The organism is Marilutibacter aestuarii, assembly GCF_006546775.1.
Classification (GTDB): domain Bacteria; phylum Pseudomonadota; class Gammaproteobacteria; order Xanthomonadales; family Xanthomonadaceae; genus Marilutibacter; species Marilutibacter aestuarii.
In genome coordinates this window covers 1-12,307 of the sequence record NZ_VICE01000011.1, presented here as the reverse complement: position 1 = coordinate 12,307, position 12,307 = coordinate 1, and the positions used below count along the sequence as shown (strand labels likewise).

The window sequence follows — 12,307 nt, the reverse complement described above, 5'->3', positions numbered from 1 at the left end:
TCGCGCGACCGCGTCGACCGGCAACGCCGGCGGCGCGTCGGCGGGCGCTTCCGGCGCCGGCTGCCGGCAGCCGGCCAGCAGCGTCGCGGCCAACACGAGAGGCCACGGGAATCGCAGGCCCCTGGGGGGCGCGGAAGTGGATCCAAGCATGGACGCTGGGCTCGGGTGCGCGGTGGGCCATCTTGGCCTCCACTGGGGTCCCTCGACAACCTGAACACGAGGAGGCCGCCGGCGGCTGACGCGTGTCCTTGCGGACGGTGACGGCCGCAAGCCCGATCCCGCAAGGCGACCTGCCGCGTCGCGTCAGATTCTGACGCTGCTCCCGAAAAATCCTCCAAATGTGACGCGAGTCCGCTTTTAGACGCGGCTATTGAGCTTTACGCGAACCCATACGCACATTGAATGAGACCGCCATCACATAGTTGGCACGCTTCCTGCGTACTCCCTCACGCAACCTTCACGCGGCCACGGATGGGCCACCGCTTTCCTTCGACCCTTCCTTTTGAGAGAGAACCGATGAACGTCAAGCACAGCCTCCTCGCCGCCGCCCTGTTCGCGGCCGCCCTGCCCCTCGCCGTCCAGGCCGAGTCCAACACCGTCAGCAGCGGCAACGCCACCGCCCGCCTCGACTTCCAGATCACCGTGCCGCGCATCCTGATGCTGCGCGTGGGCACCGACGACAATGTCGTCAACCTGATCGACTTCAATGTCACCGCCGCGCAGCTGCAGACCCTGGGCACGCCGGTGGCCGCCACCGCCGCGTCGGGCAATGTCGGCAACGGCACCGTGACCGCCACGGTCAAGGGCAACAACGGCCAGATCTCGCTGCGTGCCGACAGCGTGGGCGCACTGAGCAACGGCAGCGGCGACTCGATCTCCTACGGCCAGATCACCACCACGTCCTCGGCCCCGGCCGCCCTGCCGGCCCCGGTGCTGGCCGATGGCACCGGCACCGCCGTCAACGTGCCGCTGAGCTCGGGCAAGATCACCAATGCCACCGCCCAGTGGACCTACAGCTACAAGAACGACGCGATGGTCGCCCCGGGCACCTACGGCGGCGTGAACACCAAGAACAGCCGCGTCACCTACACTGCTTCCATGCCGTAAGCCGACCCGTCGTTCGAACACGACGACGGCCCCCGGGCCGTCGTCGTACTGGAAGGTCACGATGCCCATTCGCATACTCGCTGTCATCGCCCTGCTGGCCGGCCTGGCCTGGTCGTCGGTGGCGGACGCCTTCACCGTGAACATCAACAGCGGCTCGCGCGCGCTCTACCTGCGCGTCGGCAACGGCGTGTTCACCGGCAACTACAACAGTGGCGGCACGCCGGGCAGTGGCGGCGGCATCAATACCGTCTCGGTCACGGTGCCCTCCGCGTCGCTCGGCAACAGCACCCCGCTGGCGATGACGGGCAACGCCTCCCAGATCACCAGCAACTGGGACGGCTACGCCTTCTGCAACGCCGGGCAGATCTACATCGGCGGCTTCTACCGCTTCAACAACTACAACAACACCGCGACCCTGAGCGTCAACGCACCCGACGACCTGGTCAGTCCCGGCGGCGACCGCATCCCGTTCTCGGAGATCAGCTGGACCAGTTCGGGCAATGGTGACTCGGGCGCGCAACCGGTGCCTTCGGGGACCTTCACCGGTGGCCAGCAGACGCTGGCATCGTTCGCACCCAACACCTGGCGCGAGAGCTGCATGAGCTTCCGTTACGCCAACAGCAACGTGGCCGCCGCGGGCGTGTACTCGGGCCGCGTCACCTACACCCTGGCGGCGCCGTGATGCGCCGCCTGACCATCACCGCCCGGCTGGGATTCGCGACGCTTCTGGCGATGTCCTGCTACGTCGCCTTCGCCGCGAACGATGCGCATGCCCAGTCGGGGACCTACCGGGTCGACGACAGCGCCAGCCAGGTGCTCGACCCCAACGTCACGCTCGAGTGGGATTCGATCGCGCCCACCCGCGGTCCGCAGGGGAACGCGGTGTCGGGGCAGTTCGCGGTCATCGTCCGCCTGGACGTGGCCGCGTGGCAGGGCCGGATGGGACGCATCTACATGCTGCTGCCGCCCGCGCCCAGTGGCCCGATCACGGCCACCTGGAGCAGCCGTGGCCCCCTGCTGCCGGGCATCCTGCGCAGCGGCGAGCGCAGCCTCGTGTACGCCGGTCCCATCAACGGCCCGCTGATCGAGGACACCCTGCGCATCGTGCTGCAGGCCGACGGCCGCCACGTCACCCGTTCACAGCCGCTCGAATTCTCGTTCGAGATCGATCTCGGAGCCCCGTGATGCCCTTCCGCTTCCTTCCCGCCACGTGTTTCCTGCTCGGTTGCCTGCTGGCGCCGCAGGCCCTGGCCCAGGACTTCGCCGTGCTGGCCTCGCCACCGCGCATCGAAGCCCAGGCCCGCGCGGGCGAGACCTACCGAAACGTCATCGAACTGACCAACGTCTCGCCCCTCGCCACCCCGATCACCGTGCGCACGGCGGACTGGTCGCTGGAACCGGCCGGCACCGCGGCGTTCGACTACGCGCTGACCGCCGGCAGCTGCCGGCCGTGGGTCGGCATCGAAGCACGCGAGCTGACGCTCGGGCCCCAGGCCAAGCGCCGCTTCCGCTTCGAGGTGAACGTGCCCGCGGACGCGCCGCGCGGTGAGTGCCGTTTCGCGATCATGTTCGAGGGTGCCGCGCAGGCGGCGCCTGGCGATGTCCCGGTGCCGGTGTCCGGCCGCCTGGGCATCATCGTGTACCTGGCGATCGGCGACGCCGCGCCGTTCCTGTCGGTGAACGAGAGCCGCAGCGCCGATGTCCAGGGCGTCCGCCTGCCGGTGCTGTCGATCAGCAACACCGGCGACGCGCACGGCCGCCTGGAAGGCTTCGTCGATGGCACCGACGCCGACGGCACGCGCTTCACCTTCAGCCCCGCGACCACGCCGATCATGCCGGGCGAGACGCGCCCCATCGCGTTGATGCCGGTGCTCGACGACGCCGGCACGCCGGTGCCGCCGATCCGTTTCCCGCTCACGATCAAGGGTCGCCTGGACAACGGCAGCCAACGCCTCGACATCGATACCGTCGTCGCACCATGAGCCCCCGCCGCAGTCCTCCCAAGACGACCGCCCGCGCGATCGTCCCGGCCATCGCGCTCGCGCTCGCTGTGTGGTCCGCCCAGGCCGCGCCCGTTGAGTCGGCCGCCACCGGCACCGACGAAGGCGAGACGGAGCGTGCGGACGCGACGCAGGACGAGTCCTACGTGGATCGCGTGATCGACCCCGGGTCACTGTCCGACGTGGACGAGGCCACGGACGCGCAGCCCTATGACGATTCCGGCCTGCCGCGCTCGTTCAATGCCGAACTGGCTTACAGCCATGGCGAGTTCGGCGACGACCGCTACCGCGAGTACGGCATCAGCGCCGGTGGCCACCGCGAGTCCGCGCGCTGGGGCACGTGGTCGCTGCAGGCGAGCGTGTCGCGCCGCGACGACGACCGTGACGATGCCTTCGGCGAGATCGACGGCAACGGCGACTGGACCGGCTCGGCGACGCTCTGGCAGCGCAACCTGGCGATGCCCGGCCAGTGGCGCGGCGACAATGGCGCGGGCGTGCTCAACACGCCCAGCGTGCCCCTGCAGCGCGAGCAGTACCGCTTCTTCCTGCCCAGCACCACCTACGCCGGCCTCAGCAGCGAGTGGAGCAACGCGGCCACGGGCCTGCGCCTGCAGGGCGGTGGCGGCCGGCTGGGCCATTACACCGGCACCCGCCTGCTCGGCTTCGAAACCGACGAAGGCCACGTCGGCACCCTCGGCGCGCAGTGGCAGTGGGCGAACGGATGGGCCGGCTCGGCCACCTGGCTGAGCAGCGACGGTCGCCTGGTGGCCGGCGACGCCGGCCAGCCGGTGATCGAGGACGGCCGCTCCCACGCCGTGCATGCAGCGACGGCCTGGCAGGGCGCGCGCGACCGCGTGCAGCTGAACCTGCTGTCCAGCGGCGGCGACGCCGGCGACGCACGCGGCGGCTGGCTCGATGCCCGCTCCGAGCGCGGCCGCTACACCCACAACTACGGTGCGTTCCACCTGGGCGAAGGCCTTGCCTGGGGCAGCTACCCGATCAACAACGACACGCGCGGCGCCTACTACCGGGTCGGTTACCAGTTCGCGCGCTGGAGCTGGAGCGCCGGCATCGATCGCATCGAATCGATCTCGGGCGACAGCTTCGACGGCAATTACGCGACCGCCTACGCGCGTTACCAGCACAGCAGCACGCTCGGCTACGGCGGCACCGCCAGCCTGCGCGACGGCGACGACCGCGCGCTGGCGACGCAGTGGTTCCTCGACAAGCGCAGCGACTGGGGCACGACCCGACTGCAATGGGACACGGCCCACGTCAGCGGCGATGGCGCCGACAGTTGGCAGGCCAGCATCGACCAGGCCTTCCCGGTGCGTGCCGGCAGCCGCCTGTCGGCGACCGTGGCGTACGGCGAACTGGCCTACGACGGTGAGCCGGCCACGCGCACCAGCAGCTTTGCGCTGTACGGTGGCCAGGACCTGACCGACCGCCTGTCGATCGACGGCCAGTTGCGCTGGACGCATGGCGACGGGCCTGGCGCCCTGCGCGGCAGCAACGTGAACATCGCCATGAACTGGGCCCTGAACCCGCGCTGGTCGTTGACCGCGAGCCTGTACCAGAACCAGGGCACGCAACGGTCTCCGTTCGAGTTGGACCCGCTCGGACAGGATCCGCTCTTCATGCGCCTCCCGCGCGAGCGCTCGGCCTTCCTGGTGCTTCGCTACCAGCGCGACGCCGGACGCGCGCGCGCCGTGATCGGCGGTGCACCTGGCGCCGCCACCGGCCAGGTGGCCGGCAGCGTGTTCCTGGACGGCAACGACGACGGCAGCCGCAATGCCTCGGAAGCCGCGGTGCCGAACCTGACCGTCATCCTCGACGGGCGCTACGCCGTGCGCACCGACAGCCAGGGCCGGTTCGAGTTCCAGGACGTGGCGGTCGGCGAACATCGCCTGACCGTGGTGGCCGACAACCTGCCGCTGCCCTGGTTCATCGACGAGGCGCAGGCCGAACGCAGCATCGAGGTGCGGGTGCGCGAATCGCTGCAGGTCGAGATCCCCGCCGCCCGCGCGCGTTGATCGAACGCCGTGGCGGCCAGCTCCCGTTCGGTGGCCGGCACGGGGCGTGGCGCACAGGGGACCGGTGCGGCGAAGCCGTGCCGGCGGCCGATGGAGCCCGCGGTTCTGGTTCCTTTTGACAAGACAAAGGGGACTCGCACGCGCAGCGGGCGAAAGCCCTTGATTTTGCCTTGGGTTCAAATCCCCTTCGCAGGAAGGGTTACGCGAAGCACAATCAGTCCTGCGTGGTGCCGGAAGAGACGGTGGGTATCGCCTTCGGCTCGACCCACCCTACGGCAACGCTGCAGCCGAACCCCGCCCTGCAACCCCAACAAACCGTCATCCCAGCGAACGCTGGGATCCAGCCTTTCGGACAGAAACGGCCCATCGTCGACAAGGCACGCGAGGTCGGGGTGCATCGAAACCCGCACGCGTGTCGTTGTCAGCGCAGGCGCCCAAGAGCTGGATCCCAGCGTTCGCTGGGATGACGAAAGGCGGTGGCGTAGCACCGCAGGACGTGGCGGCCGGAGAGGCGCCCTTGTCCGGGCGCAGCGAGTTTGGGCGCCGTGCCGCCACGGCCGAGGCGCACAGGGGACCGGTGTGGCGAAGCCGTGCCGGCGGCCGATGGAGCCCGCGGTTCTGGTTCCTTTTGACAAGACAAAAAGGACTCGCACGCGCAGCGGGCGAAAGCCTTTGACCTTGCCTTGGCTCGAATCAGCCCTCGAAGAATGGGTTGCGCGAAGCAACACCCATCGTGAGTCGCGCCCAAACGCGATGGTGGGTCCCGTCTTCGGCTCGACCCACCCTGCGGCGCGGGCGGGTTCGTGCCCGCACCGCTGGCCTGGCGGTGCAATGCGCTTCGCGTATTGCACCCTACGAAGGCGAAACGGGAACCTGCGCCACGGGATGGGTTGCACGAAGCAGAACTCATCGTGCGCGGTCGCAGGAAGCCATGGCGGGTATCGCTTTCGGCTCGACCCATCGTGCGGGGGACGCCGGGGCGTGCCGGTGACGCCTGGTGCAATGCGCTTCGCTTGTTGCACCCTACGATTCTCGACCCCTCTCGCCGAGGCCTCGGGCGCGCTTCGCCTGCCCGGTCTCCATGGACTGGGGCAAATGGGCGCATTGCATGGCGCTTGCGGGATTGCGACAGCGCTCTGCGGGCCTGGAACAAGACCCAAGAAAAAAGGAGGCCGAAGCCTCCCAGTCAAGATCCGGCGGGGCCGGAGGACTTATCGAGTTTTGACATGGCGCCGGCCGAGGCCGGACGGGGACAGCGTACCGACCGGCCAGACTTGATGCAACACTTTAAGTGGATTGCTTAAAGCCATTGATTTTAAATGAATGTCATTGCGCGTAATCAAGCGCATCCTGCTTCGCGGCGCGGCGGACCTCCGCCGGCTGGCTCCAGTCATTGTTGAATGCGGCCGGCTCCCAGGAGCCGTAAGTGGGATTGGGCAGCATCCACCAGCGCTCGCCGAACCAGTCGCCGTACTCGTCCATCAGCGCCGCGCGGCCCTCGGCGGTGTTGTTGACGACCTCGGTGAAGTCGCCGAGCTGGTCGCCGAACTGCATCAGCACGCGGTACTCGCGGCCGGCCAGCTGGCGTCGGCAGTTCTTCTCGCTGCCGTTCTGTTCGCAGCCTTCCACGTGCGTTCCCAGGCCCAGGAACACGCTGTCGTCGGCGACCGGCAGGCCCTCGGCGCGCAGGTTGGCCAGGGTCGCCTCCTGCAGGTGCTCGGCGCGGTTGGACAGATAGAGGATGGTCACGCCCCGTGCCGCCGCGGCCCGGGCGAAATCGACCAAGCCCGGCACGGGACGGGCCTTCTTCTCGGCCACCCAGGCAGCCCAGGTGACCTCGTCGTAGGCCTTGCCGTCGCGGACCAGGCGCGCCTGGTAGGGCGAGTTGTCGAGCACCGTCTCGTCGACGTCCATGATCACCGCCGGCTTGAGCCCGGTGCCTGCGTTGGCCCGCTCGCCGGGCACCAGCGCGTCCCAGTTCGGTTCGGCGAGGGCCTGGTCGAGGTGGTCGGCGGCGGCCTTGAAGGTCTGCCGCGCGAGCGCCTGGTACTCGGTCGAGGTCTGCACCCACAGGACCGCGTTGAGGTTGTCGTTGGCCGGGACCGCCCCGGCCGGCGCCGCGGGCGCGGGCGCCGCCGTCGGCGCGGGGGTCGGTTCGACGCGCTGGCAGGCGGCCAGGGAGAACAGGCCGGTCAATGCCGTCGCGACCAGGAAACTCGAACGCATGAAAGCTCCACCAATTCGTATCGGACGCCCGAGTGTACCGGTGAAGCATCGCCGCTTCGTGTCGCCAGGGCAGGCGCGTCGCACCCGGCTTCAGCCCTCTTCCAGCAGCGCGCGGATCGCCGCCAGGCCCGCCTGGGCGCGCTCCTGCTTGCGCGCGGCATCGGCCACGGGGTCGGCGCCGTCGCGCTGGATCTCGGCCGGCGGCAGCTCGTCGAAGAAGCGGCTGGGCTGCAGGCGGAAGCGGTCGCCCCAGCGCTGGGCCTCGCGGCAGTACGACAGCCACAGCTGCTCCTTGGCGCGGGTGATGCCCACGTAGAGCAGCCGCCGCTCTTCGTCCAGGCTGCCCTCCTCCATCGCGGCCTCGTGCGGCAGGGTGCCGTCGTTGACCCCGACGATGAAGACGTAGCGGAACTCCAGTCCCTTTGCCGCATGCAGCGACATCAGCCGGACCTGGTTGCCCGCGTCGCCCTTGTCGGCATGCGACAACAGCGCCAGCTGCGCCGCGAGCTCGCCGGGCCCACTGCCCTTGCCACCCTCGAACCACTCCGCCAGCTCTTCCAGGTTCTGCTTGCGACGCTGGAAGCTGGCCTCGTCCTTGCACTGGGCGCGGATCGAGGCGAGCAGGCCGCTTTTCTCGCCCAGGACCCGCACCAGCTCCGCCGGTGGCAGGCGCTGGGCGTCGCCGCGCAACGAGCGGATGATGCCGACGAAGCCGTCGAGCGCATTGCCGGCACGCGGCGCGAGCTGCTTGAGCACGCCGACCGATTCGGCGGCGCGCGACATCGGCATGTGCGACTTCTGCGCCAGTTCGGCGAGCTTGGCCAGGGTGGTCGCGCCGACTTCGCGCCGCGGCGCCTGCACCGCACGCAGGAAGGCCGCGTCGTCGTCGGGATTGGCGACCAGGCGCAGCCAGGACAGCGCGTCCTTGACCTCGCCGCGCTCCAGGAACGCAGTGCCGCCGGTCAGGTGGTAAGGCACGCGCAGCAGCTGCAGCGCCTTCTCCAGCGCGCGGCTCTGGTGGTTGCTGCGGAACAGGATGCAGAAGTCGCTCCACGGCGCCTGCTTGGCGGTGGCGATGAAATGCAGCTCGGCGGCGACCTTCTCCGCTTCGTGGGCACCGTCGCGGCATTCCCAGATGCGGATGCGCTCGCCGTCGGCGTTCTCGCTCCACAGCGTCTTGAGGTGTTCGTGCGGGTTGTGCGCGATCAGGGCGTTGGCCGCGCGCAGCACGCGGTTGGAGCAACGGTAGTTCTGCTCCAGCTTGACGATGCGCAGCGCCGGGTAGTCCGTGCCCAGGGTCAACAGGTTGTCGGGGTTGGCCCCGCGCCAGGCGTAGATCGACTGGTCGTCGTCGCCCACGCAGGTGAACAGGCCCTTCGGGCCGGCGATCGCCTTGAGCAGGCGGTACTGGGCATCGTTGGTGTCCTGGCATTCGTCGACCAGCAGGTAGCCGATGCGCTCGCGCCAGGCCAGGCGCATGTCCTCGTCGGCTTCCAGCAGTTGCACCGGCAGGCGGATCAGGTCGTCGAAATCGACCGCGTTGAAGGTCTGCAGGCGCGCCTGGTAGCGCGCGTACAACGACGCGGCCTCCACTTCGCGCGGGCCGCGCGAGGCGGCCATCGCCTCTTCCGGCGACAAGCCGGCGTTCTTTGCCCGCGAGATGAGGTTGCGTGCGTTGTCGAGTACGTCGGGCTTGCTGCCCGGGGGCAGCAGGTCCTTGATCTGGGCGGCGCTGTCGTCGCTGTCGAAGACGCTGAAGCCGCGCCGCAGGCCGGCCTTGGCATGGTCGATCTGCAGCATCTTCAACCCCAGCGCATGGAAGGTGCACACCGTCAGGCCCTCGGCGGCATCGCCGCGGATGCGCTTGGCGACGCGCTCCTTCATCTCCTTGGCCGACTTGTTGGTGAAGGTGATCGCCGCGATCCGCCGCGCCGGCATGCGGCCGCTGGCGATGAGGTGGGCGATTTTCTCGACGATCACGCGGGTCTTGCCGCTGCCCGCGCCGGCGAGCACGAGCAGGGGGCCGTCGGTGTGCTCGACGGCGGCGCGTTGGGGGGGGTTGAGGCCGTGCATGCGGGGACTTCCTGGAGCGGAAGACAGTGTAGCCGAGGCGCCGGCGCGTTCATTGGTATGGGCCATCAGTTGGCTCGTTTACCGACGGGTGCGCAAGTACCCTAGGCGTCCCGATCGAAGGAACGAACCCGTGACCGCACGCCCCCAACGCCCATTCGCCACGCGCCAGCGACTGCACGCGGCGCTTCTCGCCGTCCTGTCCGTCGCGTGCACCGGCGCGCCCCTCGTCCATGCCACGGACGTCGACCCCACGGCGGATGCCGTCACCCTGGCGGCCGGGTACCTGAACCACCATCCGGACATCAATTTCCGCATGAAGGCCCTGCGCGACTACAACAAGGGCGAGTACGAGGACGCCATCCCGCGTTTCCAGCGCGCGGCCTTCTACGCCGACAAGCCCTCGCAGGGCATGCTTGGCGAGATGTACTGGGAGGGCAAGGGCGTGGCGGTCGATCGTGCGATGGCCTACGCCTGGATGGACCTCGCCGCCGAGCGCGGATACGCCGGTTTCCTCAACATGCGCGAGCGCTACTGGTCGCAGATGGACGAAACCGAGCGTGCCCGCGCGCTCGAGGTCGGCCAGGCCTTGTACGCGAAGTACGGCGACGACGCCGCGCGTCCGCGCATCGACGCCAAGCTTCGCTTCGGCCGGCGCAGCACCACCGGCAGCCGCACCGGCTTTTCGGCCAACCTGACGATCCAGGTGCCGATGCCCGACGGCAGCATGACCACCATCCAGGGTGCGAAGTTCTACGACGACAAGTACTGGGATCCGAAGGAGTACTTCGCCTGGCAGGACTCGATCTGGGAAGATCCGCCGATCGGACGCGTCGACGTGGGCGAGGTGGAGGCGGTCCGCGAGGCACCGTCCGCCGCGCTCCCCTCGCGCGTGCCCGAGGTCGTCCCCGAGACGGACGCAGCCGAACCCGAGGTGCCCGAAGACGAGTGAGGGCGTGCCCGCGCCGGGCATGTCATCCGTGGGGAAGCGGCTTACACTGGCGCCATCGATATTGCACCGCAACATTCCGTTGCAGGAGACGCCGATGCGCATGGGCCTGGCCGCCAACCGCCTGCACCACGCCAGCGAGGATGCCGCGCTGTTCCGCTGGCTGCGCGCCTGCGAGTCGGGCATCCGCGAGCTGGGACTGGCGCTGCATGCCGTCGGCCGCACCCATGACGCGATCGTCGCTGCGGGCATGCTCGGCGGCCACGCCGGCCTGCGCCGCTATCCGTACGGCCGTGAGGGTGGCCTGATGAAGCTGGTCGCCGAGGTCGTGGGCCTGGACGATGTCGAGCGCCGCCTGGACGGCGCGATCTACCTGATCGACCCGGTCGACCCGTCCTCGACCTTCCCCGAGGCCGTGGCGCTGAAGCGGCAGTGCGTGATCCACGGCAAGCCCTTCATCTCCACCGTCGCCGCGGCGCGCGACTGGATCGAGCAGGAGCGCATCCTCGCCGGACTCGCGCCGGATCCGGCGGCCGACCGTTTCTTCGACCCTCGCGGCCAGGTGCTGGCCCTGGTCGCCCATGACGCGATGAAACCGGCGATGCTGGATTTCGCCGCGCGTCATTTCGAGTTGCTCTCGCGTTTCCACCAGCGCGTCGGCACCGGCACGACGGGCCAGCGCCTCAACGAGCTGGCCTGGAGCCGCGGCTGGCCGGCGGACACGCCCTGGGTGCGCCGCTACGAAAGCGGTCCGCTCGGCGGCGACGCGCAGATCGCCGACCGCGTGCTGGAGAAGCGCTGCCAGCGGGTGGTGTTCTTCGAGGATCCGCACGTGGCGCGCCAGCATGAGGCCGACATCCAGTTGCTCGAGCGCGCGGTCACCACCGTCACCGACGACGCCGTCTGCACGACCTCCCCGGCGATGGCGGCGCGCTGGGCCGAAGGGGTCGAACGCCGGCAGGCCCTGCGAGCGCTGTGACGCCGACGCCACCGTGACGGCGGGCGCCGCCTCGCCCTAAACTTCGACGATGGCGAAGCTCTATTTCTACTACTCGGCGATGAATGCCGGGAAGACCACCACCCTGCTGCAATCCGCGCACAACTACCGCGAGCGCGGCATGCGCGTGGCGATCCTGACGCCACGGCTGGACGACCGCGCGGGCACCGGGCGCGTCGCCTCGCGGATAGGCCTGTCCTCCGATGCGATCGCCTTCGGCCAGGACGAGGACCTCCAGGCGCGGGTCCAGGCCGACATCGACGCCAACGGCCCGCTGCATTGCGTGCTGGTCGACGAAGCGCAGTTCCTGGGCCGCTCGCAGGCCTGGCAGCTCACCGAGGTGGTCGACGCGCTGGGCATCCCGGTGCTGTGCTATGGCCTGCGCACCGACTTCCGCGGCGAGCTTTTCGAGGGCAGCCAGTACCTGCTCGCCTGGGCGGACGAGATCAGCGAGATCAAGACCATCTGCCACAGCGGCAGCAAGGCCACGATGGTCGTGCGCGTGGACGAGCAGGGGCGCGCGGTGCGTGAGGGGCCGCAGGTGGAGATCGGCGGCAACGAGCGCTACGTCTCGGTGTCGCGCGCGGAATACAAGCGGGTGATGCGCGGGGAGGGCCGGATCGACCCCGCCCAGCCCCAGTTACCGCTGTAGGAGCGTCGCGCCGCGCTTCAGCGGCCGCAGGACTGCCGGATGGCGGTGACGTCGCGGCGCAGGGCACTGCCGTCGCGCTGCCGGGCCTCCAGTTCCGTCTCCAGCTGCTCGAGCCCGCCCAGCGCGGCTTCCACTTGCGCCTGGCGGCAGCGCGCCTCGGCCGCAAGGGCCGCCGAGCGCCAGGCCAGCGGGCGCAGGTCACTGGCCCTCGCCCCGTCGCGCGGCATCCTGGCGATGGCATCCAGCCGCTCGAGGGCCGCGGGCTGGCCATCG

Annotated in this window: 11 protein-coding genes; 8 read left to right on the top strand and 3 right to left on the bottom strand. The window is 69.6% G+C overall.

The annotated features are described in order from the left end of the window. Nucleotides 1–516: 516 nt before the first annotated feature. The 5 genes from FKV25_RS01445 to FKV25_RS16090 all read left to right on the top strand — a co-directional run bounded on the left by FKV25_RS01445 (nt 517) and on the right by FKV25_RS16090 (nt 5,140). Nucleotides 517–1,107, top strand: a complete 591-nt coding sequence (locus FKV25_RS01445) for a hypothetical protein (protein ID WP_141517013.1) — start codon at nt 517–519, stop codon at nt 1,105–1,107. 61 nt (nt 1,108–1,168) lie between these two features. Next, on the top strand, nt 1,169–1,789 hold the full coding sequence (locus FKV25_RS01440) for a hypothetical protein (protein ID WP_141517012.1): 621 nt from the start codon (nt 1,169–1,171) through the stop codon (nt 1,787–1,789). Further along, a complete protein-coding gene (locus tag FKV25_RS01435) occupies nt 1,789–2,292 on the top strand; it encodes a hypothetical protein (protein WP_141517011.1) in 504 nt (167 codons plus the stop codon). Before FKV25_RS01440 ends, FKV25_RS01435 begins: the two co-directional genes overlap by 1 nt. Then, nucleotides 2,292–3,089, top strand: a complete 798-nt coding sequence (locus FKV25_RS01430; protein WP_141517010.1) for a COG1470 family protein — start codon at nt 2,292–2,294, stop codon at nt 3,087–3,089. The genes FKV25_RS01435 and FKV25_RS01430 overlap by 1 nt, the downstream gene beginning before the upstream one ends. After that, nucleotides 3,086–5,140 (top strand): carboxypeptidase-like regulatory domain-containing protein, encoded by a 2,055-nt coding sequence (locus FKV25_RS16090; protein ID WP_170218466.1) that lies wholly within the window; start codon nt 3,086–3,088, stop codon nt 5,138–5,140. Before FKV25_RS01430 ends, FKV25_RS16090 begins: the two co-directional genes overlap by 4 nt. 1,326 nt (nt 5,141–6,466) lie before the next feature. Here the strand turns inward: FKV25_RS16090 and FKV25_RS01420 are convergent. Together FKV25_RS01420 and FKV25_RS01415 are read right to left on the bottom strand one after the other, a co-directional pair. Continuing rightward, complete coding sequence (locus FKV25_RS01420) at nt 6,467–7,366, bottom strand: 5'-nucleotidase, lipoprotein e(P4) family (RefSeq protein WP_141517009.1); 900 nt, start codon at nt 7,364–7,366, stop codon at nt 6,467–6,469. Between the two features lie 90 nt (nt 7,367–7,456). After that, the gene (locus FKV25_RS01415; protein WP_141517008.1) at nt 7,457–9,439 is read right to left on the bottom strand and encodes a UvrD-helicase domain-containing protein; all 1,983 of its coding nucleotides are present in this window, start codon (nt 9,437–9,439) and stop codon (nt 7,457–7,459) included. Nucleotides 9,440–9,569: 130 nt separating this feature from the next. Between FKV25_RS01415 and FKV25_RS01410 the strand changes: the two genes are divergently transcribed. From FKV25_RS01410 to FKV25_RS01400, 3 genes are all read left to right on the top strand, one after another. Beyond that, nucleotides 9,570–10,388 (top strand): SEL1-like repeat protein, encoded by an 819-nt coding sequence (locus FKV25_RS01410; protein ID WP_141517007.1) that lies wholly within the window; start codon nt 9,570–9,572, stop codon nt 10,386–10,388. A 94-nt stretch (nt 10,389–10,482) separates the two neighbouring features. Continuing rightward, on the top strand, nt 10,483–11,364 hold the full coding sequence (locus tag FKV25_RS01405; protein WP_141517006.1) for a methylglyoxal synthase: 882 nt from the start codon (nt 10,483–10,485) through the stop codon (nt 11,362–11,364). A 49-nt stretch (nt 11,365–11,413) separates the two neighbouring features. Next, a complete protein-coding gene (locus FKV25_RS01400) occupies nt 11,414–12,034 on the top strand; it encodes a thymidine kinase (RefSeq protein WP_141517005.1) in 621 nt (206 codons plus the stop codon). 17 nt (nt 12,035–12,051) lie between these two features. Here FKV25_RS01400 and FKV25_RS16085 read toward each other — a convergent pair. Continuing rightward, nucleotides 12,052–12,307, bottom strand: a 256-nt coding sequence (locus FKV25_RS16085) for a hypothetical protein (RefSeq protein ID WP_170218465.1), incomplete at its 5' end; no start/stop codon positions are given.